The sequence below is a fragment of the Terriglobales bacterium genome, from assembly GCA_035651655.1.
In the GTDB taxonomy this organism is placed as follows: Bacteria; Acidobacteriota; Terriglobia; order Terriglobales; family Acidobacteriaceae; genus DASRFG01.
In genome coordinates, this window is sequence record DASRFG010000002.1 from 202,874 (window position 1) to 228,090 (window position 25,217).

21 protein-coding genes are annotated in these 25,217 nt (G+C 55.8%); 10 read left to right on the forward strand and 11 right to left on the reverse strand.

Annotated features, from left to right (window positions below):
• The first annotated feature begins 140 nt into the window (after nucleotides 1–140).
• Nucleotides 141–593: a hypothetical protein gene (locus tag VFA76_01850; protein HZR30583.1), complete on the forward strand. Its 453-nt coding sequence runs from the start codon at nucleotides 141–143 to the stop codon at nucleotides 591–593.
• Between the two features lie 16 nt (nucleotides 594–609).
• Here VFA76_01850 and VFA76_01855 read toward each other — a convergent pair whose 3' ends face one another.
• Together VFA76_01855 and VFA76_01860 are read right to left on the reverse strand one after the other, a co-directional pair.
• On the reverse strand, nucleotides 610–1,026 hold the full coding sequence (locus VFA76_01855) for a YbjQ family protein (GenBank protein HZR30584.1): 417 nt from the start codon (nucleotides 1,024–1,026) through the stop codon (nucleotides 610–612).
• Between the two features lie 3 nt (nucleotides 1,027–1,029).
• The gene (locus tag VFA76_01860) at nucleotides 1,030–1,209 is read right to left on the reverse strand and encodes a CPXCG motif-containing cysteine-rich protein (protein ID HZR30585.1); all 180 of its coding nucleotides are present in this window, start codon (nucleotides 1,207–1,209) and stop codon (nucleotides 1,030–1,032) included.
• 41 nt (nucleotides 1,210–1,250) lie between these two features.
• Between VFA76_01860 and VFA76_01865 the strand changes: the two genes are divergently transcribed.
• The 5 genes from VFA76_01865 to VFA76_01885 all read left to right on the forward strand — a co-directional run bounded on the left by VFA76_01865 (nucleotide 1,251) and on the right by VFA76_01885 (nucleotide 8,946).
• Complete coding sequence (locus VFA76_01865; protein ID HZR30586.1) at nucleotides 1,251–2,543, forward strand: Xaa-Pro peptidase family protein; 1,293 nt, start codon at nucleotides 1,251–1,253, stop codon at nucleotides 2,541–2,543.
• Nucleotides 2,544–3,476: 933 nt separating this feature from the next.
• Nucleotides 3,477–4,871, forward strand: a complete 1,395-nt coding sequence (locus VFA76_01870; GenBank protein HZR30587.1) for a sigma 54-interacting transcriptional regulator — start codon at nucleotides 3,477–3,479, stop codon at nucleotides 4,869–4,871.
• Between the two features lie 289 nt (nucleotides 4,872–5,160).
• Complete coding sequence (locus VFA76_01875; protein HZR30588.1) at nucleotides 5,161–7,263, forward strand: sigma 54-interacting transcriptional regulator; 2,103 nt, start codon at nucleotides 5,161–5,163, stop codon at nucleotides 7,261–7,263.
• A 365-nt stretch (nucleotides 7,264–7,628) separates the two neighbouring features.
• The gene (locus VFA76_01880) at nucleotides 7,629–8,528 is read left to right on the forward strand and encodes a Crp/Fnr family transcriptional regulator (GenBank protein HZR30589.1); all 900 of its coding nucleotides are present in this window, start codon (nucleotides 7,629–7,631) and stop codon (nucleotides 8,526–8,528) included.
• Nucleotides 8,529–8,667: 139 nt separating this feature from the next.
• Nucleotides 8,668–8,946, forward strand: coding sequence for a hypothetical protein (locus VFA76_01885; GenBank protein ID HZR30590.1), 279 nt, complete (start codon nucleotides 8,668–8,670; stop codon nucleotides 8,944–8,946).
• A 22-nt stretch (nucleotides 8,947–8,968) separates the two neighbouring features.
• Here VFA76_01885 and VFA76_01890 read toward each other — a convergent pair whose 3' ends face one another.
• From VFA76_01890 to tkt, 4 genes are read right to left on the reverse strand one after another with little or no spacing between them, the layout of a single operon-like run.
• Nucleotides 8,969–10,090 (reverse strand): glucose-6-phosphate dehydrogenase assembly protein OpcA, encoded by a 1,122-nt coding sequence (locus VFA76_01890; GenBank protein HZR30591.1) that lies wholly within the window; start codon nucleotides 10,088–10,090, stop codon nucleotides 8,969–8,971.
• 26 nt (nucleotides 10,091–10,116) lie between these two features.
• The gene (gene zwf / locus VFA76_01895; protein ID HZR30592.1) at nucleotides 10,117–11,649 is read right to left on the reverse strand and encodes a glucose-6-phosphate dehydrogenase; all 1,533 of its coding nucleotides are present in this window, start codon (nucleotides 11,647–11,649) and stop codon (nucleotides 10,117–10,119) included.
• Nucleotides 11,650–11,686: 37 nt separating this feature from the next.
• Nucleotides 11,687–14,482, reverse strand: a complete 2,796-nt coding sequence (locus VFA76_01900; protein ID HZR30593.1) for a bifunctional transaldolase/phosoglucose isomerase — start codon at nucleotides 14,480–14,482, stop codon at nucleotides 11,687–11,689.
• 38 nt (nucleotides 14,483–14,520) lie between these two features.
• The gene (gene tkt, locus VFA76_01905; protein ID HZR30594.1) at nucleotides 14,521–16,593 is read right to left on the reverse strand and encodes a transketolase; all 2,073 of its coding nucleotides are present in this window, start codon (nucleotides 16,591–16,593) and stop codon (nucleotides 14,521–14,523) included.
• A 190-nt stretch (nucleotides 16,594–16,783) separates the two neighbouring features.
• Between tkt and VFA76_01910 the strand changes: the two genes are divergently transcribed.
• Entirely contained in the window at nucleotides 16,784–17,476 is a 693-nt protein-coding gene (locus VFA76_01910) for a response regulator transcription factor (protein ID HZR30595.1), read from the forward strand.
• Nucleotides 17,477–17,495: 19 nt separating this feature from the next.
• Nucleotides 17,496–19,238, forward strand: a complete 1,743-nt coding sequence (locus VFA76_01915; protein ID HZR30596.1) for an ATP-binding protein — start codon at nucleotides 17,496–17,498, stop codon at nucleotides 19,236–19,238.
• 21 nt (nucleotides 19,239–19,259) lie between these two features.
• Here the strand turns inward: VFA76_01915 and VFA76_01920 are convergent, their stop codons facing one another.
• Nucleotides 19,260–19,889, reverse strand: coding sequence for an NAD(P)H-binding protein (locus tag VFA76_01920; GenBank protein HZR30597.1), 630 nt, complete (start codon nucleotides 19,887–19,889; stop codon nucleotides 19,260–19,262).
• Between the two features lie 330 nt (nucleotides 19,890–20,219).
• A complete protein-coding gene (locus tag VFA76_01925) occupies nucleotides 20,220–21,599 on the reverse strand; it encodes a DUF2339 domain-containing protein (protein HZR30598.1) in 1,380 nt (459 codons plus the stop codon).
• 648 nt (nucleotides 21,600–22,247) lie between these two features.
• Here VFA76_01925 and VFA76_01930 point away from each other — a divergent pair.
• Nucleotides 22,248–22,541: a hypothetical protein gene (locus VFA76_01930; protein ID HZR30599.1), complete on the forward strand. Its 294-nt coding sequence runs from the start codon at nucleotides 22,248–22,250 to the stop codon at nucleotides 22,539–22,541.
• Between the two features lie 61 nt (nucleotides 22,542–22,602).
• Here VFA76_01930 and VFA76_01935 read toward each other — a convergent pair whose 3' ends face one another.
• Together VFA76_01935 and VFA76_01940 are read right to left on the reverse strand one after the other, a co-directional pair.
• Nucleotides 22,603–23,025, reverse strand: coding sequence for a hypothetical protein (locus tag VFA76_01935; GenBank protein ID HZR30600.1), 423 nt, complete (start codon nucleotides 23,023–23,025; stop codon nucleotides 22,603–22,605).
• 268 nt (nucleotides 23,026–23,293) lie between these two features.
• The gene (locus tag VFA76_01940; protein ID HZR30601.1) at nucleotides 23,294–23,527 is read right to left on the reverse strand and encodes a hypothetical protein; all 234 of its coding nucleotides are present in this window, start codon (nucleotides 23,525–23,527) and stop codon (nucleotides 23,294–23,296) included.
• A gap of 203 nt (nucleotides 23,528–23,730) precedes the next feature.
• Between VFA76_01940 and VFA76_01945 the strand changes: the two genes are divergently transcribed.
• Nucleotides 23,731–23,973, forward strand: coding sequence for a hypothetical protein (locus tag VFA76_01945; GenBank protein ID HZR30602.1), 243 nt, complete (start codon nucleotides 23,731–23,733; stop codon nucleotides 23,971–23,973).
• 980 nt (nucleotides 23,974–24,953) lie between these two features.
• On the opposite strand, the gene VFA76_01950 is transcribed toward VFA76_01945, so the two are convergent.
• Complete coding sequence (locus VFA76_01950; GenBank protein ID HZR30603.1) at nucleotides 24,954–25,214, reverse strand: hypothetical protein; 261 nt, start codon at nucleotides 25,212–25,214, stop codon at nucleotides 24,954–24,956.
• Nucleotides 25,215–25,217: the final 3 nt, after the last annotated feature.

Below are 25,217 nucleotides of genomic sequence, written 5' to 3' on the forward strand. Positions count from 1 at the left end.
AGGCTGTTTTGCATGGATTGTGAGCCAAACGGAGGTCGTTGAGGGGTTGTATGCGTCAATTACGAACGTAGCACCTGAAGATTTTGGTGGTACACTCCGGCGCGGGTCAGTATCGCAACCTAATAACGAGGAGGCAGTCCATGGGAATCAACAAGTCACGCGTCCTGTTGGGCGGCTTTTTAGGCGGAATCGTCTGGTTAGGGTGGAGTTTTTTTATTAACAGCAGAATTTCGCCTCTACTTACGGTAGCTCAACAGAAGGGGCTTTTCCTGGCAAAACCTCGTTATTCTTATTTCCCCATTGCCTGGATCATTACTCTGTTTGTGCTGGCGATCTTGGTTTCGTATCTTTATGCAGCCGTGCGGAACACCCTGGGGCCGGGCCCCTGGACAGCATTTAAGGTTGGCGCCCTGTTCGGATTTGCGGCCGGTTTCCCTGACAATTTTGGGATGGCCTCTTGGTCGCCCGCTGATCGCGTAATTCCTCTGGGCTTTATGCTGGAGATGTGGGCGGGAGCAATCCTGGCTACCGTAGTTGCTGGCTGGATCTACAAGCAGGCGGGCAGCGAAAAAGCGGCGCGCGCAGCGGCGTAGGTATTGGTTGGGACAATTACGCTTTTTCTACCACCACCGCGGTGCCGTACGCCAGCACTTCGGTGACACCCTGCATGATCTCAGTCGCGTCATAGCGGGCGCCGACCACCGCGTTGGCGCCGAGTTCGGACGCGTGCTGCAGCATTAGATCGAAAGATTCCTCCCGGGTCTTCTCGCAGAGCTTCGTCAAAAGTGTGATGTTGCCTCCAACCAGAGTCTGCAGCGCGGCGCCGATGGTTCCTACGACGGAGCGCGAGCGCACGGTGATTCCCCGCACCACACCCAAGCTGCGAACAATGCGATAGCCGTCCAGTTCAAAGCAGGTCGTAACCAGCCGATGATCAATCACACTGGATCGCGGCGCTCCGGGCATGCTGCTCATGATTTGCTCCTCAATATAGATCAGACTATCGCGCTCAACTTTCGTCGGCAATGCTCATTCAAGTTCTGCCCGGATGACGTAGTCCTGAGCGCCCGCGTCATACTCAATGTGCAGCACATTGGGCTTGCAGCAAATCTGGCAATCTTCCACGTAGCTCTGCTGGCGGCCGGCAGAGTCATCCACCGTGGTCTCGTTCCACTCTCCGCAGCCAGCGCATTGAAAACCCGCCTGCATTATCAACGAATATAATGCGACTTCCCTGTTAAGGAGAGCCGATGGTTTCTCGACGTCAATTCCTTCATGGCAGCGCGCTGGCTGCGGCAGCGATTCCCGGTATTCCGCTCATCGCAATTGACGCTCCGAAAGAAACAAGCTGCAAACCGTTGCCCGCGTCGATAGCGGCGTTGACCTCGTGGAAGGACAAAGCCCGCCCCATCACATCCGACGAACGGCGCGTCCGCCTGGACAAAGCACGGCGGCTGATGGTCGAAAACAAGTTGGACGCGATCATGCTCACCACTGGAACATCTCTGAATTACTTTACGGGAATCAAGTGGTGGGGCAGCGAACGCCTGTTCGCAACATTAATCCCCGCCAAGGGCGAGCCATTTTTCGTCTGCCCAGCTTTCGAACAGGACCGCGCACAGGAGCAGATTTCAAACGGTCCGCTGGCGAAGGCGGAGATTCTCCTGTGGCCCGAGGACGAATCGCCTTACCAGCGCATTGCCCAGGGATTGAGGGACGGGGGTATTGTCACCGGCACGCTTGGCGTCGAAGAAACCACCCCGTTCGTCTTCAGTCAGGGGGTGTCTTTTACCGCCCCGCAGTTGACGCTTGCGAGCGCAACACCGGTGACGGCCGGCTGCCGCATGATCAAAGACGCGCACGAAGTTGAGTTAATGCGCTTGGCTGCCAAGGTCACACTTGCTGCCTACGAGGCAACATACAGAGCGCTGCGCGAAGGCATGTCCCAGAACGACGTCGCCGATCTGGTTGCGGCGGCGCACCGGCAACTCGGCTTCGAAGGTGAGGCTGACGTTCAAGTCGGACAATATTCCGCCCTCCCGCACGGGTCGCGCACACCACAGATCATCCGCAACGGAACCATCCTGCTGATGGATGGGGGCTGCAAGGTCGAAGGCTACACCTCAGATATCACCAGGACATACGTACTTGGGAAAGCCACCGACAAGATGAAACGCGTGTTCGACGTGGTACATCGTGCACAAAGCGCGGCGCTGGCGACTGCCCGGCCAGGAACTTCCTGTGAAGTTGTGGATGCGGTTGCGCGCAACGTTATCAGTGATGCCGGCTTTCGTCCCGTTTATAAGTATTTCACGCACCGCGTGGGTCACGGCATGGGCATGGATGGACACGAGTGGCCATATCTCGTGCACGGCAACACGCTTCCCTTGGCACCCAACATGGTCTTTAGTGATGAACCTGGCATTTACATCCGCGGCGAATTCGGAGTAAGGCTGGAAGACGATATGCACATCACGGAAAACGGCGCTGAGCTGTTCACTGCGCAGAGTCCATCTCTCGAACAGCCCTTCGGCGCCATATAAAGAAATGAATATCTGCTTTTGGTCAGAGATACAGCCCAAAAATGTGCAAACAATTGCACAGCCCTTGCCGATCAGCGACTTTACAGGAACCAAATTTGCAGGACCGGGAATGTGCCATTGCGGTTCAAATCGGAATCGTCAATTCCGTTTTTTGGAAAAAAAACCATGAGGTGCTGGACTCGGGTAATTCGTTCATCTAAACTCCGCGTTAAGCCCGTATCTTCCTGCGGGCTTCTCGAGGCACTATGTTGCAATGCAGCTACAAACCGGGGCGGGCAGGAATGCCCAATGACGAGGGTATTGTCTGTGGTTCCCCGGTCCTGACCGCACGCGTTTGCAATGAATGCGGGGGCGCCTTCTGCTCTGAGCACATTGGCAACTGCGACTTCTGCGGCGAACTATTTTGTGCGCATTGTGCGTTTCATCACGGCAAGGCTTGTACTTATAACGAGGCGGAGGCGTCCTAGCTTTGCGGTTGGGACTTCCTTATTTTTTTTATTTTGATGGCTGCTACTTTGTTCAGATTTAAGAATTAAAGTGGAATTATTTGAGGCGTCGCAAACCGCAGTAAATAGTGGGTTTGCCCACAGCCCCCACTGCACCCTTGCCACCCGAGCGCTTCTCTCTCTAACAGGTACGGCCCGACCCAACCCATCCTGGAGGGCCAGTTGTTCCGGAACAACGACAGGCAAAATCAATCCGAGTAACCTCTCCAGCTACATTAGAATGAAGTTGTTAAGTGTTTCCGGGAAAGCTCGGCCCAGCCTGCTGGAATCTAGTTCTCGCCGCGTTTTCGATCCACGCCGCCATCCTTCACTACTTTCTAGTCTCGGTGTCTGGAACAGACTTGGTTCTCCCCGGGACCTCGCGATCCTGCAGCGCTTGGCCGCGCAATTGACGCGCGCTGGGTCCCAGGTAGACCAAGGTCCAAACTTGTTACCAGCCGCCAGTTGGGCATGGAATGTCTCCACTGGCGAACTATTCTGGTCAAGAGACATCTTCGGCATGTTGGGCTTCGAGCCCAACGATGCTAGTCTCCGCTATTCAGCTTTCCTTGAAAGAGTGCACCCGGAAGATCGCACCCGCGTCGACCAATTCTGGGTCCGTGTGGCGCGCCAGAAGGAGGACTATGAGCTGGACTACCGTTTCGTTTCTCCTGCTGGAGACATCAAGTACCTTCATACGGAGGGACATCCGGTCCTGAACGAGGCCGGTGAAGTCGTCTTTTTTGTGGGTACGGCGGTAGATGTTACCCAGGGACGGCTGGTCCAAACCGCACTGAACAAGGCATGGGAGGAAGTGAAGGCCGCAGAGGACGAACTCTACACAGAAAATCTGCCACTGCAGACAGTTCAGCCCTCAATGGGGGACGAAATCGTGGGGGCCTCCGCGGCTTGGCAGAATGTGCTCGCCAGGGTAGATAAAGTTGCTCCCACCGAACTCGCGGTCTTAATTACTGGCGAGACCGGCACCGGGAAGGAATTGATCGCTCGTGCCATTCATGCTCGCTCACAACGCTCTGGTCGCGCTTTCGTCAGCGTAAATTGCGCCGCCCTGTCTTCATCTTCAGTGGGCCCCGAGTTGTTTGGAATCGACACTGGAACTGGAGCTCTCTCGTCCGAAGAGTTGCAGCCTCTTGGCCGTTTTAATCTCGCAACGAGCTGCACCATATTTCTGGACAAAATCGCGGAACTCCCTCCCAATTGCCAAACTGCTCTTCTGAAATTGCTCGAAGAACGCAAGGTTGAACGAGAAGCTGAGAACAGGTCCATTCCTCTCGACGTCCGATGGATTGCGGCTACCGATCTCGATTTGCATACGGAAGTAGCCGAAGGCAGATTTCGCAAGGATCTGTTCTACCGGCTTAACGTTTTTCCCATCGAACTGCCCCCGCTACGGGAACGCAAAGAAGACATCCCTTTGCTGGTGAAACACTTCGTCGATCGCTATGCCAAGAATGCAGACAAACGCTTTCTAGCCATTGATGAGGCTACGCTTGAGTTATTCGCCTCTTACCCTTGGCCGGGTAATGTGCGGGAGTTGCAAAATGTCATCGAGGGATCAGTGATCATTTGTGAAGGTGAGACCTTTACCGTAGAGCCGAACTGGCTCGCCAGGGAATCCTCTCAACTGCGCCCAGCAGTCGGCTCGATTACTCAAAGACTTCTGCAATACGAGAAGCAAATCATCGAAGCGGCGCTGGCTGAGAGCAAGGGGCGCGTTGCCGGACGACTCGGCGCCGCTGCCAGGCTCGGCATGCCGCAATCCACCCTCGACTCCAGGATCAAAGCCCTCAAAATTGATAAGAACCGGTTCAGGTCACGATAGTTGCCATTGCCGTTTGCCCCCGTTGCAACCCTCAAATCGTCATGAAGCGACTATTCTCTCCTAATTCTTTTTCCGATAATGTGGAAATTTACGAAAAGCAGTGCTCTCGCCCCGTTCTCCTCGTGACATCTTGTTCCATTTTTGAAATAAACAAAAATAATGTTCGTCATGAGGCTCCAACAGGTGATATGTAGGCTGCAATGGACAAATCAGCTATATATATCAATTGATATCAACTGAATGGCAACACAATGTATTTAATCGCAAATCGCGGGAAAAAGGCTCAACGATGTCAGAAGTACAGGTCGCCCAACCTGACCTTGAGCAGCAGCGCTACCAAGCTCTGCTGTGCGTGACGGATTCCGTATCTCTCAACGACGATCCCAATGCATTGCTGCATGAGATTGCTAAGCCCCTCATGGGCACGGTCAGCTTCGATTTTCTCCACTTCGTTCTTCATGACCCTCTTACCAACAGCATGTGCCTGAAGGCCTCGGAAACACTGGGAGCACCCCAACTGCCACTTCCCGAGAGTTTGCCGCTCGATGAAACCCCTAGCGGCTGGGTGTGGGAGCACCGTCAACCCTTGCTGCTCCATGAGATAAAAAGCGAGACTCGATACCCCCAAGTCATGGAGGTTTTGCGCGCCAGCGGGATACAGTCAGGATGCATTCTGCCCCTGGCCACGCGTCGGCAGAGTCTAGGCGCACTGGGATTCTTGAGTCGCAAGGAAAAGGCGTATCAGGATAGCGACATTCAATTCTTGCAACGCGTGGCGGGGCAGGTCTCTCTGGCAGTGGACAATGTGACCCACAGAAAGAACGCCCTGGCCTACCAACAGCAATTAGCCGCTGACCGCGATCAATTGCAGTTGCTCCTGGAAGTCAATAACCTGCTGGTCTCAAATCTTGAGGTCAGCGAATTGTTCCCGGCTGTAGCCGCTTGTTTGCGCCGCGTCATCCGGCACAATTATGTCAGCCTCTCTTTGCTGGAAGCTGGCCCACGGCGTCCCGGCTTAGAAAAAGAGCCACAATTACTTCGCGTGCGAGGCATAGTCTTTCCAGACAGTAAAGGGTTAATCCATAACGATCTGATCGTCCCCCTTGAGAACTCACCTAATGAGTGGGTGCTGGCACATCGCGAGCCCCTGCTTCTGGATCCCTTCGATACGAAAAAGTTCTCGGGCGGTGTGACAACCCAGATGTGGGCTGAGGGTGTGCGCTGCGCTTACTGGCTGCCTTTGATCGGACGCAATGGCCCGCTGGGCACCTTGAGCGTTGGCAGCTTGCAGGCCCACGCATTCACGGTGCGCGACTTTGATTGGTTGAAGCGAGTCGCGAGCCAAATCGCCATCGCGGTGGAAAATGCGCTCGCTTTCCGGGAAATTGCAGAGCTCAAAGATAGGTTCGCCCACGAAAAGCTTTATCTGGAAGAGGAGATTCGTTCCGAGTACAACTTCACCGAAATTGTCGGCCATAGTCCAGTGCTGCAGCGCATCTTGCGTCAGGTTAAGACAGTTGCGGATACTAATGCCACGGTGCTGGTGCTCGGTGAAACCGGGACCGGCAAGGAACTGATCGCACGCGCCATTCACGATCTAAGCCGCCGGCGCGATCAGACCTTTGTTAAGTTGAACTGCGCTGCGATTCCTACCGGCCTGCTCGAAAGTGAGCTTTTCGGGCACGAAAGGGGCGCCTTTACCGGTGCTATTTCGCAAAAGATTGGGCGTCTCGAACTGGCGCACAAAGGAACATTATTTCTGGATGAAGTGGGCGACATCCCACTCGAACTGCAGCCCAAACTGCTGCGTGCCCTGCAAGAGCGCGAGTTCGAGCGCCTGGGGAGTACCAAAACCAGGCGCATCGATTCCAGGCTGATCGCAGCTACTAACCGTGACCTGGCGCACATGGTTGCTGAAGGCAGCTTCCGGAGTGACCTCTACTATCGCCTGAGCGTGTTTCCTCTGCGCATACCACCTTTGCGCGAACGGCGGGAAGATATTCCCCTTTTGGTCCGCTATTTTACCCAGAAATATTGCCGAATTCTGAATCGCAAGGTGGAGATCATTCCCACTGAGACGATGGCGGCCCTGGTGCGCTGGGAGTGGCCGGGGAACATCCGTGAACTGGAAAACTTGATTGAACGAGCGGTCATCCTTTCACCTGCTTCCGTGCTTAATGTCCCCCTCCCCGAGCTGTTTGTCAGCAGCAACGGGCACAACCCGAAACTCGACCGGCTGGAGAGTGCAGAACGCGAGCAGATATTGCGCGTACTTCGCGAAACTGCCGGAGTGATCGGCGGTCCTGCGGGAGCGGCCGCCCGGCTTGGGGTGAAGCGCACCACCCTTAACTTCAAGATGAAGAAGCTCGGCATCAGCCGCGCCGATCTGTGACACGCGGTTGTCATGGTGACTGCGGGCGGTCACCAAAGAAGTGCCCATGCCAAAACCACTAAATCCTATTAGCGCTCGAAAGTACTGCACGTATGGGTGTGCTTTGATCACGAGAACGTGTGACCCGATTGGTAAGCAACGTGCCATCTTCACAGCATGTCAGGGAAGTTCCACGTGTCGCATTGCGACCCATCAGGGAGAAATCGAATCTGTGGGGAGGAGAACGGTCTTTCGGTGACAGTAGCGTGGGAAAGCCGTTGATGCGCCAGAACACCAAGCGAGGCGCGCATGACCGCCACCAAGGGTTGTGCGCGTCCCGCAACGGGAAAATTGACCAAAGTTTCCAGCTGAGAGGAGCATGATTAATGTTACCCACCGAGAGCACGTACAACTGGGAGATGGCGGACTCCTGCCTCAACTGCACACTGCGCGCCGATCACTTTTTTTGTGGTTTATCCGCTGTGGGATTGCAATCACTGGCTGCCATCTCTTATCCCAGCATATATCCCGAGCGCGCGGTGCTCTTTGTCCAGGGGCAATCGCCGCGCGGCGTCTATGTGCTCTGCCATGGACGGGCAAAACTTTCTATGGTCTCCAGTGAGGGACGCAGCCTGATCATGCGCGTGGCTGAGGCGGGAGATATGCTTGGTCTGAGCGCCTGTATTCTCGGGCAATCTTATCCCGTTACGGTAGAGACTCTTACGCCGTGCCAGATGAACTTTGTTCGGCGTGACGATTTTATCCGTTTCGTACGGGAGAATAGTGAGGCCACGTTCCGGGTGGCGCAGTTCCTGAGTACGGAATATCAGTCGGCCTGCAAGGAGATCGGCTCCCTGGGCTTGGCCAGTTCAGCGGCGCAGAAGCTCGCCCGTTTATTGCTGCGCTGGAATACGCACCGTAACGCCAGCGCCAATTCGCAGTACATAAGACTTAATTTGACCCATGAAGAGATGGCGCAGATGATCGGCGCCAGCCGGGAGACGGTTACACGTATGCTGGCGAGATTTCGCCGGCGCGATTACATCGAGGTCCATGGACCCACCTTGATCATCCGTAACCGCGCAGCTTTGGAATCTCTGGCGGGGCAGAACAGCTCCGCCCAACAGCAGGACCTTGTTCCGATGTCTGCGCTTAATCAGCCAGCACCATCACGGAAGCCGAGCAACGGGTGCGCAGTCCTGCCACCGCCTGCTCTCGCTCGTATAGCCCTCGGCCGCACATTCAAACGTAGCAGTTCGGCTGGGACCTTGGGGGCAGATCGCTAGACCGCTGCCCGAAGTCGAGGTAGTTTATGAGTCACGATGGAAACGACACCTGTGACATCTGCGGTATTGAACGAGACAAATCCGACCGCTGGTTCTTATTGTTAGAGGACCGCTGGCAGGACACGCTGAAGATCCTCAGATGGGGATCGCAGCTTGCACCGGAGTTTGGAACACAACGTCTGTGCTGTTCGGCCCATCTTCAGCAGGTGGTGTGCAGTGGATGTTGGCTGGCAGCCTGGCGCATGTTCCAGCTGGCATGCCCCTCAAGGATTTATCAGCCCCCAAGAGCGATACACTACTGCAGAATATTGCCTGTGAGCCAGAGATGACATTGGCCCTCCTGGATGTGATTAATGCTCTGCTGGAAAATTTCAAAAATGACAGCGTAGAAACCGATTCGATAATTTGTGACGCCTGAACTCTCCATTGCCTACCGCAGGCTAAGCGCCGCCCACCATTTCACAAGCCACATCCAGAACTTCTTCGTACAGAGCGTCTCGGCCGATAATTTCCAGCTCTTTGCGGACCATCACGTCCGGCGACTGGTCCCGTTCCCGCACGATCCTGCGTACCGGAGGATTGCCCTTAATTTCCGCCCGCGTCTCCATGCCGCCCCTCTGCATGCTTACCACTCTGAAGCTAGCCGACGGACTCCCTTCGGAGATCAGCTCAAGGCGTGATAGTCCGGGTCTTGCCTGCGGGGCTGACTGAAGCTCAATGGAGAGCGAACCGCCCACTCGTTGTAACTGCCAACTTAGTTTCCCGCCTTGTGCTGGGAGACCTTTCGGCTCACTCCTGGCGGGCCTGGCACATTGCAACCGGCTGGCGAACCAGGCCGCAAACAAGATCGCTTCCGCGGGGATTCCTTTTCCGCTACTCCCAGGCGCAGCGTGCTCCACCACTACCCGATTCAAGCGTTGTAAATAAACTGCGCCCTGCGCACCATCAAAGAATTGCGCGGTCAGCTCGCGCCAAACGGTGAGTCGCGACCATGCGAGATCGCTCACTGCCTGTCGCGGGCAAATATGTTTCACCACTTGCTGAAGCCGGGCAAGATCCCCTGCGTGAGCAAGTTCTGTGGAATCCACAATGATCCGCCGCGCCTTTGAAGAGAACTTCTGGAACAATTTGGCATCCAGACTGTCAAGGTCCCGCCACCATAGAAAAACCGGCAAGTCCGGCACGAGCAGACCCTCTACCATGCTGGGCAACCGATCGTAAGCCGATGGTTTGGCCTCGATGACAATCAGTTCTCTGCCAAATATGCGGCTGCCGGCTCGCGAACTCAGACACGACGCGCAAACCCGCACCTGCACTTCCTGATTACTCGTGGTTGCCGGGGGCGTGATCACAATGGTACGGCCGGGAGAGTGCGCGGTTACCAACTCCAGCAGCTCGGCGGTACTTTGCGCGTGCTCAACATCCGAACACGCGATCAGGTTGAGAGTGCGGGCTCGCACTACGGGTTCGGCCTGTGATTGCTGGGACTCGCCCTTCCAGAGTCGTCGCAGTTCGCGCTCAATGTTGCCGACCTCAGCCGGAATGTAGTGCAGAGTGCTCATGATTACGTTCTATAGGCTTCTGCAATTCACGATAACCGCCAATTACACCCTCCTTGCAACAAGCTTTCGGCTTCCGGAGGACCCCAACTCCCCGCCGGATAATTGGGGAATTTAGCCGGCGGCTGTCTCTGCCAGGCACGCAGGATGGGAGTCACCAATGCCCACGCAGCCTCAACCCCTTCGCGGTCTGCAAACAGCGTGGGGTCACCCAGCATGCAATCCAGCAGCAGGCGTTCGTACGCGTCAGCCGTAGCCACTCCGAATGAGCTTGCGTAGCGAAAATCCATGGTGACCGGCCGAATATGGATCGCCGGACCCGGCACCTTGGCCGAAAATTTTAGCGAAATACCTTCGTCCGGCTGAATGCGAACGATCAACTGATTGGGAGTGATCTGGTCCAAAGGCGTGTGCTCGAACAGCATCAGCGGGGCTGACTTGAAGTGAATCGCTACTTCGGTGACCCGCTTGGGCATTCGCTTGCCGGCTCGGAGATAAAAAGGCACGCCCGCCCAGCGCCAGTTTTCCACGAAAAGTTTCAGGGCAACAAAAGTTTCGGTCGAGGAGTTGGGATTGACCCCGGGTTCTTCGCGATAACCCGGTACCTTCACGCCCTCCACCCATCCCGGGCCATATTGTCCGCGGACCACACAACCATCAACGTTGGGTCCCACCGGGACAATCGAGCGTAAAAGCTTGGCTTTTTCTGCCCGTATCGAATCAGCGGCAATGCTGGTTGGCGGCTCCATTCCGGTCAACGCCATTACCTGAAGGAGATGGTTCTGCACCATGTCCCGCAATTCGCCTGCTTCTTCAAAATATGCAGCCCGATTCTCCACTCCCACGGTCTCCGCCGCCGTGATCTGGATGTTATCAACGTATCGGCGGTTCCAGATCGGCTCAAAGATGCCATTGGCAAAACGAAACACCATGAGGTTCTGGACGGTCTCTTTACCAAGGTAATGATCAATTCGGTAGATCTGATCTTCGTCAAAAACCCGCGCGATCCTCTCGTTCAACTGCCTGGCGGAGTCCAGATCGTGTCCGAAAGGTTTTTCAATAATGATGCGAGTCCACCCTTGTGGAGTACGCGCCAGCTTGGCGGCATCGAGTTGCCTTACGATCTCCAGGATGGAACTGGGGGGGACGGCAAGATAGAAGAGCCGATTGCTGCCGGTGCCGCGCTCATGATCCACACGTTCCAACTCCTTCGCCAGCTCGCGGTAGTGGTCGGGTTGATCAGTCTGGGCAGTCAGATACGATAGGCCTTCCGCAAAGCTCTCCCATGCCGACTCATCATGCGACGCTTCTTCATCGAATTCCTGAATGGCTTTCTTCATCGCGGCACGAAACTGCTCGCTAGACATTTGGGTTCGGGAAACTCCGACGATCGAAAATCCAGCGGGCAGCAGGTGCTCCCGATAAAGGTTATAAAGAGCGGGCATCAGCTTGCGGCGCATGAGGTCTCCGGTGGCGCCGAAGATCACCATCGCGCACGGCTCGGGAGTTCGCTCCAGGCGTATCCCCGCGCGCAAAGGATTTTCGAGGGTCGCTACGGCCACGTTTACTCCTTAGTTCTTGCCTTTTCCGAAATTATTCTCATGCGACGGCAAGCGATCCCGCAGCCACTTCCTTCATTGAAGATGCCGTGACTACAAGGTTCTCCAGCCCGCTCTTTACCTTGTCTTCGAGTTGGATTCGGAGCACGCGACGCCCCCGCTGCTTTAACGCCTGGAAGTCCCCCAGCGCTTGCGCCCTAATCAGTTGGCCGAAGGTGTAGTTGGTTTCAGGAACTGCCAGATCGTCCGAAGGCTCATCGACTAATTGCAGGAACAAGCCAGTGTTCGGACCACCTTTATGAAGCTGTCCCGTCGAGTGGAGGAATCGCGGACCGTATCCGGCAGTGGTAGCCAGCCTCGACTTGCTGCGAATTATTGTCCGCAGCTGCGTTAATGCCGCGTCGGTCTCGGCACTCGGCCGCAGGTATGCCTGCAACGAAACGTAGTCATTGGGCCGTGCACTAGCCAGCCATCCCAGCAACGCGCGGGAAAGCTCTTGTGCGTCCGATGCCGCAGTCGGTGCTGCCTCAGCTGAATCGGCGCTGCTGGTCTTCTTCGCGCTGAGTGCTTCCATCGCCTTCTTAGCCAGTTCTTTGGCCAACTGCACGTCGGGTTGATCAAAGGGATTGATGCCCAGAACTGAGCCTGCAGCCGCCACCGCGATCTCCCACCGGAAGAACTCCTGGCCAAGCTCGTATTTATCTTGCAAAAGAATGCGGACGATTGGATGCCCCGCGGTTTCGAGCGCGGCGGCGCGCCTTTCCAAGTCCTGGTCCTCACCCGGAACGTGCAAGAGCACGAAAAAGCGGTCTTCGCCATAAACAGATGGATCGGCCAAGGGCTCATCGGCAACTGGCACGATGCCTTTGCCGTGTTTCCCCGTGCTTTCCGCTATCAGCTGCTCCACCCACACGGGAAACGCAGCCAGCGACCGCGACGCAAGGAAAGTGACTTTGTCGCGTTTGGCCAGCGCCAGCTCACCCAGGGCAGCACCCAAAGTTAAACCCGGACATTGCCTGGGGGACAAGCAGGAAACGCTGGCTTCGGACATCTTCCGGGCTTCATCCAGCAGGCGCTTCACATTCACTCCAATCAGCGCTGCTGGCACCAGACCGAATAAAGAGAGCGCCGCGTATCGTCCGCCCACCTCCGGCGAGCCCGGAAAAACGCGACGGAACCCGCGCTCCCTGGCAAGTTTTTCTAGCGGCGTACCCGGATCAGTAATGGCGACAAAATTCTTACCGGCTGCCCGGTCCTTCGCGCTCACCTGTTTCCAGAAGTAATAAAAAAAGGAGAGCATCTCGGTCGTGGTCCCCGACTTGCTGGACACCAGAAAAAGGGTGTGCTGCAGATCAATGCGCTTCTCTACTGCCCGGACCGCTTCCGGATGGGTGCTGTCGAGCACGACCAGTTCCGGATATCCGGTAGCGTTGCCAAAGGTGCGCTGGTAGACCTCGGGGGCCAGACTCGAGCCGCCCATGCCGAGCAATACAATGTATCTGTAGCCCGCGGACTTGATTTCTTGCGAAAACGACTCCAGGTCCTTCACGTGCTGCTGCATGGAGTCCGGCAACGTGAGCCAGCCCATACGGTCAGTGAGTTCGGGAACCGGCGTTGCCGACCAAAGTTTGTAGTCCTTATCCCAGAGTCGCCGATTGAAATTATCTTTCTCCCAAGCAGTGAGTCGCTGCTCCACTGCCGACTGCGCTGCGCCCAGGTTCATCGGCTGACGGTCAAGATTTGATGCCCGCAATTTTTTTCGTTTCTCGTCAAGGGTGTGCAGCAACTCCGTCATTGATTTGTCGAAAGCGGCGATGCCCTCAACTGATAATTCCTCGGCGATGGCGTCTAAGTTGACGCCCACTCTCTCCAGCTGCGCCAGTTGCGCTTCGGCCTCTTCGATGCCGGCGTCGAGGGTAGGCGCCGCACGTCCATGATCGCGGAATGCCTCCAGCGTTGCCGGCGGCAAGGTATTGACCGTATGCGGTCCAATGAGTTCGTCGACGTACATCAAATCTGGGTAGGCAGGATTCTTTGTGCTGGTGCTGGCCCACAACGGCCGTTGCACTCGGGCGCCGCGCCGTTTGAATTCGTCGAAACCAGCGCTTAAGAAGATTTCCTTAAACCGCCGATACACGCGTTTGCAATTTGCAATGCCAATCTTTCCCAAGAGCGCTTTGGCTTCAGGCGTTCCGATCTTTTCCAACGCTGCGTCGACCTTGGTATCCACGCGGCTCACAAAAAACGACGCTACCGAAGCCACCTGCTGCGGTTTCGCAGTGCGCTTCAGCCCACGCAAATATGCCGCCGCCACGGCTTCGTAGTGGCGCAGCGAAAACATCAGAGTGATATTCACGTTAATCCCGCCTGCGATCAGTTCTTCGACTGCCGGCATGCCTTCCGGAGTGGCAGGGACCTTGATCATTACATTCGGACGATTCACCGCTTTCCAAAGTCGCCGGGCTTCTTTGATTGTCGCATCAGTCTGGTGCGCCAAGGACGCCGGAACTTCCATGCTGACGTACCCATCTTCTCCGCCGGTCTGGTCGTAAATGGGCCGCAAGACATCCGCAGCCATCTGAATGTCTTCAATTTCGATGCGGTCGAAAAGCATTTCCGGCGTGGCGTTCGGATTTTCAGACAATGCGGCGCGCAAGCTTTCGTCGTAATCGGAACCGCCGCCGATCGCCTTGTCGAAGATAGTTGGGTTGCTGGTCATGCCGGTCAACCCATCATCCACCAGGCGTTTCAAATCACCGCTCGTGATCAGATTGCGGCGGATGTAGTCGAGCCAAATGGACTGCCCGTACTTGTGCAACTCTTTTATTGAAGCCATGAATGCGCCCCTTACCAGATTAGTGAATCAGCCGGAGCCTATTTTTTCAACAACGCCTGGGCACGGCTCACGACGTTGTTCACGTTGAATCCGAGTTTCTCCAGCACTACCTCGCCTGGCGCCGATGCACCGAAGCGATCCAATCCGATCACATCTCCATGGTCGCCGACGTATTTGCACCAACCTAATTTCGCCCCAGCTTCAATTGCTAATTTGGGGATGTCGGCCGGCAGCACCTGGGTGCGGTACTCGCCAGGCTGCTCATCGAATAATTCCCAGGAGGGCATGGAGACCACTCGTGCTTTAACCTGTTGATTAGCGAGTTGTTCCCGTGCGGCTAAGGCCAGATGCACCTCTGAGCCGGTGGCGATCAAAATTATTTGTGCTTTGCCACCTTCGGCATCCGCCAGCACGTAAGCTCCGCGCCGGACACTATCGCGCGTGGGATACCGACTCGGATCCAGCACCGGCAGCTTCTGCCGGGTAAATGCCATGCAAACCGGTCCACGCCGCTGCATGGCCACCCACCAAGCGCCCACCGTCTCATTGGCGTCGGCTGGACGCAATACTGTCATGTGCGGAATCGCCCGCATAGTAAGCAATTGTTCTACCGGCTGGTGAGTAGGTCCATCCTCTCCAAGGCCTATGCTGTCATGGGTGTACACAAATAAGGAGTGCACATTCATCAGACCAGCAATGCGCAGCGCAGGTTTCATGTAATCGGAAAAAATGAGAAATGTGGCTCCATACGGGATAATCCCCCCGTGCAGCGCCATTCCATTCACCATCGCGCCCATGGCGTGCTCGCGAACTCCGAAATGGACATTTCGCTCTTCATAATGTCCGGGGGCAACATCTCCGTAGTCAACCAGCTTGGTCTTGGTCGAGGGATTCAGGTCGGCGGAACCGCCAAAAACCGCGCTCACTTTTTTGGCAATCGCGTTTAAGGCTTTGGCAGAGGCATCACGCGTGGCCACACCTTTTGGATCCGCGGGAAAACTGGGCAGGTCAGTGTCCCAGCCCGAAGGTAATTCATTTTTTATTCCCAGTTCCAGCTCCGCCGCTTCCGATGAGAAGCGCCGCCGGTACTCCTGCAATTTCGTGTTCCACTCAGACTGCAACCTCGCACCGCGTTCTTCGGCTCGGCGGAAGTGCTCTCGTGCCTCGTCCGGAACGTAGAACTCAGGCTGCAAAGGCCAACCCAGCTTTTCTTTGGTCTTTTTTACGTTCTCCGGGCCCAGAGCTTCGCCGTGGACGGTCGCGGTGTCCTGCACCGGGCTGCCATAACCGATATGAGTGCGGACCGAAATCAGCGACGGACGCTGCTTCTGCGATTTGGCCAATCTGATGGCGGCGTCAATGGCCTCGAGATCGTTGCCGTCATCCACTGTCAGTACGTGCCAGCCGTAGGCGCGGAAGCGTTCGCAGACATCTTCTGTGAATGCAACCGGGGTTGGACCTTCCAGAGAGATCTTATTGTTGTCGTAAAGATAGATCAGCTTTCCCAGGCCCAACGTTCCCGCCAGGGACGCCGCTTCCGACGCAATGCCTTCCATGAGGTCACCGTCGGAACAGATGGCATAGGTGTAGTGGTCAATTACCGGAAGTCCTTCGCGATTGTAGCGCGCGGCCAAATGGGCTTCGGCAAGCGCCATGCCCACCCCCATGCCGAAACCTTGCCCCAGTGGCCCGGTAGTGGCCTCAATACCACGGTCGAGATCGTATTCCGGATGACCCGCGGTTGCGCTGCCCCACTGCCGAAATCGCTGGAGCTCGCTCATGGGCATGTCGTACCCGTACACGTGAAGTAGCGCGTACAGCAACGCCGAGCCGTGTCCCGCCGAGAGCACAAAGCGGTCGCGATTGAACCAGCGCGGGTTGCGCGGATTGTGACGGAGAAAACGGTCCCACAGTACATAGGCCATGGGAGCCGCACCCAGCGGTAACCCGGGATGCCCCGAGTGTGCCTTCTCCACCATGTCCACGGCCAGGAAGCGAATGGTGTTTACAGCTAATCGATCCAGTTCGTCTCCGAGCGGCTGGCCTTGCGGTATTGCTGCGCCCTTTTCAGTTCTTCGCTCCTCGACGGTGTTCACGCTCTGGGGTGTCATCTTCCTCCACCTGAACGACGGATAGATCGGTTCACATCAGCCACGGCCAGGCTCGACTTTGCATTGTAGTTTATGGGGGCTGGCGATTAACAGCTATTGGATGACAGCCCGCAGTGCGAAGAAGCTCAGTTTATTGACCCCTATTTCGGAGAATTCCCGTGTTCTTGCCCAGAGCCTCTACAATAAGGTTGTGAAGCCCACGATCTTTGTGGTTGAGGACGACGCCGACATCGGACGCCTGGTGCGCCATAATTTAGAAGCGGCTGGATTCGCGGTGCGCTGGTTTCCAAGCGCCGCCACCGTTCTAGCGGAGGCCGAAAAGCAACGGCCCGCGCTGTTGCTATTGGACATCATGGTGCCCGGGGGGGACGGCCTCGACCTCTGCCGCCGTATTCGGCAATCCGCCGCTCTCGCGCCTACTCCGGTAATCTTCCTGACGGCTAAAACCGGCGAGTCGGACCGCGTTCTCGGTCTCGAGTTGGGAGCGGACGACTATATTACTAAGCCGTTCAGCCCACGGGAGTTGGTCGCGCGCGTCAAAGCCGTACTTCGCCGCTTCGAGCATCCTTTGCAACCCGCAATGCTGCGGCTCAATGACATTGAAATTGACACCAGCGCCATGCTCCTGACGGTACGCGGCAAGGGGGTCCCGGCAACCGCTACAGAGTTCAGGCTCCTGGAGTACCTGGCCACCCATTCGGGCCGCGTGTTCACACGTGACCAGCTGCTCGATGCGGTATGGCGCGACACGCACTACGTCACCCCGCGCTCGGTTGACGTTTATGTACGTCGCATACGCGAGAAGATCGAGCGCGATCCGGAAAACCCTCGTTTTCTGAAAACCGTACGTGGAGCCGGCTACCGCTTCGAGGTGCCCAAGTGAAGAACTACTCGGGGGCGATGTGAAGCGCCGCATCTTCTTCAAATTGCTCGGCGCCTTCCTCCTGGTGATTGCGGCGGCCACTTTGACCCTCGACTTCACTGTCCGCAAAGCATGGGAGAGTTCCCTTCAGCAACAACTTCAGATTACGCTAACCCAGAAGACCAAGCTGTTCGCGGACGCAGTCGAACGCGAGCGTACCCGCCGTTCCCTTCAGCAGATCGCTGACGAAGTCTCGCAAGCGGCTGATGCCCGCGCCACGATCATCGATGCCAGTGGGCGCGTGCTCGCCGACACGAGTGCCGATCCATCCAAAATGGAGAACCACGCTGCGCGTCCCGAGTTCGTTGCGGCGCTGCACGGCCAAATCGGCAACTCGCAGCGGGTGAGCCGCACCCTAGGCATTCCTTTTTTGTATGTAGCCGTACCCGTTCGCGGAGGCGCGGTGCGACTGGCGTACCCCTGGGAATCAGTTCGCCCCAGAATTCGCCATATACATCTGACTTTGCTGCTGGCCTCAGTGCTGGGTGTGCTGATCGCGACCGTGCTGGCGGCGCTGATTGCCGCCGGGCTGGCACGCCGGTTACACAGGATTGTCGCTTTTGCAGAAAAGTTGGCGGCGGGTGACCTGACCGCACGCATTGACGAAGCTGGGTCGGATGAGATTGCCCATGTGGCGGATGCTCTCGATCGCACGGCAGCGCGCCTGCAAGAAAGCTTCGCCGCTCTGGAAACTGGGCGAAAGCAGCTCGAGACACTGCTCAACAGCATGCAGGACGCGGTGCTGGCCGTCGGGCCCGATGGACGTGTCGCATGGGCGAACGGTGTTATGGAGCGTCTTGTGGGGCGCGTCCGAATAGGCTCGCTGATGGTGGAGACGGTGCGGGACCCCGATTTTCTTCGGGCTGTGGATGAAGTCCTGCGCACTCGTGAGGTCCGCCGCTCACGGGCTATTGCCGTGGTCCCCGGACGAATCTTTGATGTAGCGGCCGCCCCTATGTCCGGGGGTGGCGCCGTGGCGGTGCTCCACGACTTGAGTGAAGTAGAGCGCGTGGAGAAGACACGACGCGACTTCATCGCCAATGTCTCCCACGAACTACGGACTCCGCTCACCTCGATCCAGGGTTACACGGAGACCCTGCTTGATTCCGGGACAAACGGCAGCACTCGCGAATTTCTTGAAATCATCCGCAAAAACGCTTCCCGCATGGCTCGTTTAACGGAGGACCTGCTGACCTTGGCACGGGTTGAATCTGGAGAGACCGAATTCGCACTGCAGCCGCAACCCGCGGCCGAACTTCTGCGCGAGGCTGCAGAAAGTTTTCAAGAGGCGGCAAAATCCGCCGGAGTACAGATCGAGATTCAGCAATCCACGCAGACCATGGTGATGGCCGATGTGGATGCCATCCAGCAGGTGCTCGGTAACTTGATTGATAACGCCGTGAAATACGCCGGCTCGGGTGGGCAAATCGAGTTGGGGGCCCAGGATGGAAACGGGGCAGTTAAGTTCTATGTGCGCGACTTCGGCCGCGGAATCTCTTCCGAACATCTGCCACGTCTTTTTGAACGTTTCTATCGGGTGGACAAGGCCCGCTCGCGCGAGTCTGGGGGGACCGGTCTCGGCCTGGCTATCGCCAAACACATTGTGATGGCACACGGCGGCAGCATCCGCGTGGAAAGCACCCTGAACCATGGCTCGACATTTATCTTTACGCTGCCAGTAGCTACTGTCAGCGCCGAAATTCAGCTTCGCACCTCATCCTGAATTTATGTGGAGCAGCGGCGGCTATTGGCCGTAGGTGATGACCGGCGCCTGTCGCAGATAAAAATCGTTGGTCAATTGCTGGCTAAGAAATTCAACCAGGTCAGCACGCGAGATCTTGCTGGCCTTGAAATTCTTCAGGTCGGTGATCATCAGGTACTGGCCGGTAGCCTTTCCGCCCGTAATTTTGGCAGGGCGAACAATCACCCAGTCCAAATCCGTGCCGCTTACCAATTCTTCCTGGCGGTCCCGGTCCTCATATACTTTCCTCAGAAACAGCGGCTGCACAATGCGATCGCGCCAGAATCCGCAGTGACCCCGGCTGTCGCCCGCGCCGCAGACGGAAACACAAATCAGGCGTCGCACCCGATGTTTCTGCATTGCCCGCACCACGTTGGCCGTGCTTTCCCACAAGAAGGTCGTCGTCTTCCGCCTCGGTTTCAACCAGCAGATCACGGCATCCTGCCCAGTCATCGCCGGGGTGAGCAAGGCCGCATTGCGGACATCGCCTTCAACTTTGCGAAAGCGTTTTGTGCGTCGTCCAAACCAGCCCACTTTGCGCTCTAACACCGTGACCTGGTGACCCGCGGCAAGGGCTTCCTCCCGCAGAAGACGCCGCTCCCGTCGCGCAGATGCAATGATTAGAACCTTCATGTCCCTGGGATAATGTTATGCCCGGGTCCGGCGGAACCATAGGTCACGGCAGTAGCACGCGCACTGTGCTTTCGTGCTACGCCTTGATGGGAAAAAGGAGTAGGCGGATGTGAGCGGCGGCGGAGGAGCAGGCGACGGGAGAGATGGAATCGCCGTGAACGGCAAGGCACCCCGCAGATTGTTCGCTCAGCGCCTAAACCGAAAATTCGTGAGACTGGATTATGGCTGCCGTTTAACGCTGAGCTCGCTGTCGACAACGAGGACTGCATTGTTGGTATCCGGATTCGGGTTGGCCAAGGCGGCGTTCACCAGCAAGGGGCCGGCAGATCTTTACCGCAGTCGGGAAGTTGGGTCTTTTCCGATTTTGGAAACTAAGGAGAAGCCGTGTCGCTGGTACGCAAATGATATGACGAGTAAGAGAGCTCCCAATCCGATAAAGCTGATGGTCCGGTATCCTAGGCCAAGTCTCCAAATGTCATACACGAATGCTTTTACGATTGCTACGCACATGAGCAGCAGTGCGCCCCAGCGAAGCCAGGACAAATCTTGCCAAAAGCCGATTGCCATTACGAATGCTGCAGTCAAGAACCAGCCCAAAGAGAGCCACTGAACCTCTACAAGAAGAGCGACGGCGATGGCCACGAAACTGATACCCAAACCACCGTAGACAGGCATTAAGCTGGTTGCGCCGAAACTTGCACTGTGCTGCGCCTTCCACGCAAACCTAAAATACAGGGCGGACAGGCCGAGCGCTGCTAAGGCTAGCGCGCCACGACTCAGGTGATGCAGCAATAGGTACAACCCGATAAAGTAAAGCGCGGGATTCGCCACCCCTAACACCGGCCGAATCCATAGTGCACCGCGAGAAGCCGCAGGGCGAATCCACGTAGTCCCGACACAGAACAGGACGAAGAACACTGTAGCTGCAGTTATAGTCAAAACTAATTCAGCCTGCCTGTAACGCTCGAAATACCAAACCATGTACAGCAGCACGGTTCCCAGGAAACTAACCGCAAGCAGCTTCGACCAGCCCCGCAGCAGCGTGACCGTTACTGTGGCGCAGTCCAGAATAGCGAGGTATAAGAATAGATGTCCCTCGCGGGACGGGATTGAGATCAGTAAAGGCGTCGTGAAAGCGCCGATGAGAGCCAATGTGGCCAGTATCTCTGCGTATTCCCGAAACGCCAGAACACCAGTCAAAACCGTGAGCGCTACCAATCCCAAAAAGGTTTTAGGACCGGAGAGCACTTGGTAGAGTTGGAATCCCGCCCATAAAGACAGGTAGATCACACCGATGCCAATCGCCTTGATAGACAGTGAGAGCACGCGGTAACCGCGTGCCCGGAACCACTCACTGATCAGGATGACGCCGATACCTGCGCAGACTCCAAGCCAAACTCGCGCGCCTGCCGAGATCCACTCACTCACAAATGCGTAACGCAGCAAATAGGAAACGCCGACTAGGATGGCTACCACGCCGACTCTGTTCAGCCACTGTGATCCGATGTGCGATTCTAGCGAACCGCCCCGCGATACCGACGAGTTCGGGCCTGGAACGTGAGCCGGTTCACGTAGGGGTGTCTCCGTTGTGTGGGCGAGTTCGTTTTCAAATTGCCGCTCCAGTCGCTGCATCCGTACGGTCAAGTCGCGCACTGCACGGACGAGTTCTTCGAACCTTGCACCATTGTCTCTCTGGGGCTTGTCTGCCAAGCACGCCTCGTCCCACTGCTATTCACGTGAATGTGATGCAAACACATTATGCTCCAGTTTCGATGAAGGCCGCATTACTCGCGAGAACTCCGGATGATACCGACGATGAGTCCGACCGCGAGCACGGCCTGATTACATTTGGGCGGCGACTGTGCCCCAAACTGTGCCCCATACCTCGCGCCATTGTGCTCCACCAGGTGACACGATGTGGCGTGAGCCATTTTTCGATGCGGGGGAATTGCAAGAAGTAGCAGGTGATGACAGGAGAGGGTTGGTAGCGCTACCGGGAATCGAACCCGGGTTTGAAGATTGAGAATCTCCACACGCTTGCTGTGTTCTCAATACGTTACAGAGTACTTTGTCACCCCTGTCACCCCTACTGTCACCCCAAACAGTAGTCTTGCACTAATCTCACAGTAGTCACGCTCTGCATAGCAATTGGTAGCAAAGCATTCTTTGCTCGGCCAGAAATGAAGGGGTGCAGGACTCGCCGGGGTGCCGCGTGTCCAAGGCCAAGTGCCTAGCACCCGAGCAAGGGGTACAATTCTGCCCTATGCCGGGAAGGAGCCACGCAAAGATGTTCCACTATGTTTCTGCCCCTATGTTGCTTGTGTTCCTCGGTTCAGCACTGTGCATTGCTGGAGCGATTTGGGGCCAAAGACGGTTGATGGCTCCTACTACGCCATGGCAGCAGCTTCTGATACGGGCAAAGTAGCCAAACAGGATTTGGAACAAATTCGCTCTGCACTAAAGACGCAGTCCCACGTTTCAGGTGCTGACACTGATCTATTGAAGCTGATGCTCTACAACCGCGACATTCTTGATGATCTGAACCAGACAAGCACTCGATTGAACACTGTCCTAATCGTTCTAACCGGAGTACTGATCGTTATAGGACTCGTTCAGGTTGGCCTTGCTGCGCTGCTTATTGTTAGGCATTAGCCCATAAGAAAGGAGCCAGCAGGTTGCCCTACCAGCCCCAAGCTCGACAGGGACTCAACCCTCAGTCAGAATAAATTGGACAGTGTTCAAGCAGCCCTGGCCCGTTCCAGTACCACCACAAGCGCATGCCGTAATAGATGAGCCGACTGGTGAGCGCCTGCCGTGGCATATAGCGGATTAGCAACTCCCCTTCGACTGTTAATGCGGTCTCCACGGGGATGCCAAGGCGCACGCCGGTAAAGAAGAACTGTCTTTCTACGTCCCTGATAGATTCCCACTTCGTCGGCTTGAACACCAGACTATACCCGTGGCGAGTATGTTCCTGGTCGCTCTCCGTCTGTAGCACAGCGAAGAATATCCGCTGAACAGTAGCCCTGGAGAGAGTCTGGGTGAAGTTGATGAGCCTTACTCGATTGTAGAGCCGGTCTATTTCATACGGCTCTGGGTGCGACAGGTCATTATTTGATACTGTTTGTGTAGCCATATTGGAAAGCACTCCTTTCTAATTTGGTTAGGGCAGTGTCAGTACTCGCGGTATTGGCGCTGCCCGTTTTGTTTCAGCCCGAATACTAGAATCCAGAGTAGCTGGATTTCAACAGAAATATTTTTGTAACTATCTGAGCCGTAATGGTTTATAATCGCTATACTTTCCCGCCATTTCACGCGCCCTGACCCCAATCTAGTGACACTGGTGACATTGCTGACACTCGGGGGTAAGCATAGCTCGATATAGCGGCGAATCATCACACCGTTTAGCCGCGAGACATGCTGCTGATCTTGTATCCCTTACTAGCATCCACTTGCACACTCAGTTCGCCATCATCAGCTAGATAGAGCAATTCACTGCCAGCGTGATTGGCAATAATCGCTCGGACTTCACCGGCGTTGTACTCTCCATCCGTTAGTTGGAACAATGCTGATACATCTTCTTGATCTGGCTTTCCGTAAAGCAATCTGTCTGCCTCATAAACCGTCAGTATCTTCATAAACCCTCACATCCATTGTATTGCGCGATGTTGCGAATCGAGTATGCAGACAGAAATTATTTGTCAAGCAGTATGTGCTCGCATGACAGGTGTCCTCTCGAACTGCGCTACACTATATCGGTCAACTAGCACAAAGCTGACAGCGCCCGCTTGCTTTGCCTGATGAGCGTTCAGGTGAGGGCGCGGGTTCTAGAAGTTGAACAATGACCAAGAAACCTCCACAATTCACTCCAATAGAACAAACGGCAGCTGGTAGTTGGTTCTACCTGGTATTCGGAGTGTTGGTCATTGCTGGTGGTGTGATAACTCTTAGCCTGGGCAAGCTTCATTATCAGAACTATCGAGGGGATAACGTCTTCGCGCCATTTGGAATTGTCATTGGTATCCTGGCTATCGTGATCTATATTCGTAATCGCAAACCCCGCTCGCCCCGGAAATCAAACTGACCACTGTCAGTCACAGTCTTCTACGCCGCTGATTTATTTTAAGGGGGCGAATCTTCCAAGCTCTATAATCCCCCTGCTGTCTAACGGGAGATAGCACCCCGCGTCAATGCTCAAGCTCTGAACTCACCTTTGTAGATGGCGCGGGTTCTCAGTGACCGACTGGGCTCCCCCCGAACCGGTCTTGCACAGCGCTTAAGAAGAATCTCATCAATCTTCTGCTTCGCTTGTTCGGTATTGAACTTGCCAGCTCGGGACAACTCGTTCAAACGTGCGAATGTTCCAGGGTCATCCTTAAGTAACCGCCTTAGTAGTCCCATAGCATTCGTTGACGCGGTTGGAGTTTGCGCGTTCTCCCGCTGATCAAGTCTTACGCTTCGGCCTACGATCTTTTGCGGTCGTTGCCTTCTCTTGATCTCCTTTGCGGCTTGATCTGCCGCGTACAACTTCTGAGCGATCCGCAAGCGTTTGTGGTAGTCATGAATAAGGTAAGGAACTACAACGAGTGCTAATGGCGGGAAGGCGCAAGAAAGCAATAACATGAAAAGTGTTCCAATATTGCTCGACTGAGGCTTCTGTGCCTTCAAGTACTTGTCATATTTACGCAACCTGTTAGTCAGCGCCCATCTGAACTGTCTTCGCGCTCCGAAGAATGCTCCATTGCTCCAACCCATTTGCTTCTTCCTGTTTCCTGGAATCGCCGCGCAACAAGAGTAATATCAACTGAAGCAAAAGAAAAGCCGCTATTAGCACAGGTCTCAACAAACCTGTGACAACAGCGGCCAGTGCTAACCCCGCCAGCGCTAAGCGTTACTCGGGCAGTGCCTCAGTCGTACAATGCCATCCATAATGGCTGAAGGCAACTCGACAATCCGGTGGAAGCGCCGCGCTGTTGCGACGCTAATTATTCTCATCGTAATCACTGTTTTCCTTTGGATGTTGTGGATGATTGGCGAAGCTGCCTATAATCAGAGCGTGCCGCGCTAGGCATTATCAGTTGCGCCCATATACCCATCCTGCTTGAGTGCGGCGTGCCGTGCGCGTGCATCAGCATCGCCAGCAGCCGTCTCGCGTGCATCTTCCTTCCGAGCCTTGGCAACGTCAGCAGAGGCATCGAAGTGGTATTCCTCGCTGCCGACTGTGTTGCGGTACTGAGGCTTACCGGCTGGTGTTTCCGGCTCAGGCTCAGGTGAAACTTCATCCGGCGTGAACTCATATTGCCCATAATTGATTGCTACTTGCATTTG

Excerpts from the sequence above, each read along its gene's own strand:
- VFA76_01860 (HZR30585.1), bottom strand. The coding sequence starts at position 1,209 with ATGCAGGCGGGTTTTCAATGCGCTGGCTGCGGAGAGTGGAACGAGACC.
- VFA76_01945 (HZR30602.1), top strand. The coding sequence starts at position 23,731 with ATGACCAAGAAACCTCCACAATTCACTCCAATAGAACAAACGGCAGCT.
- VFA76_01890 (HZR30591.1), bottom strand. The coding sequence starts at position 10,090 with ATGAGCACTCTGCACTACATTCCGGCTGAGGTCGGCAACATTGAGCGC.
- tkt (HZR30594.1), bottom strand. The coding sequence starts at position 16,593 with ATGACACCCCAGAGCGTGAACACCGTCGAGGAGCGAAGAACTGAAAAG.
- VFA76_01875 (HZR30588.1), top strand. The coding sequence starts at position 5,161 with ATGTCAGAAGTACAGGTCGCCCAACCTGACCTTGAGCAGCAGCGCTAC.
- VFA76_01885 (HZR30590.1), top strand. The coding sequence starts at position 8,668 with ATGGGGATCGCAGCTTGCACCGGAGTTTGGAACACAACGTCTGTGCTG.
- VFA76_01865 (HZR30586.1), top strand. The coding sequence starts at position 1,251 with ATGGTTTCTCGACGTCAATTCCTTCATGGCAGCGCGCTGGCTGCGGCA.
- VFA76_01880 (HZR30589.1), top strand. The coding sequence starts at position 7,629 with ATGTTACCCACCGAGAGCACGTACAACTGGGAGATGGCGGACTCCTGC.
- VFA76_01935 (HZR30600.1), bottom strand. The coding sequence starts at position 23,025 with ATGGCTACACAAACAGTATCAAATAATGACCTGTCGCACCCAGAGCCG.
- VFA76_01920 (HZR30597.1), bottom strand. The coding sequence starts at position 19,889 with ATGAAGGTTCTAATCATTGCATCTGCGCGACGGGAGCGGCGTCTTCTG.
- VFA76_01900 (HZR30593.1), bottom strand. The coding sequence starts at position 14,482 with ATGGCTTCAATAAAAGAGTTGCACAAGTACGGGCAGTCCATTTGGCTC.
- VFA76_01940 (HZR30601.1), bottom strand. The coding sequence starts at position 23,527 with ATGAAGATACTGACGGTTTATGAGGCAGACAGATTGCTTTACGGAAAG.
- VFA76_01850 (HZR30583.1), top strand. The coding sequence starts at position 141 with ATGGGAATCAACAAGTCACGCGTCCTGTTGGGCGGCTTTTTAGGCGGA.
- VFA76_01950 (HZR30603.1), bottom strand. The coding sequence starts at position 25,214 with ATGCAAGTAGCAATCAATTATGGGCAATATGAGTTCACGCCGGATGAA.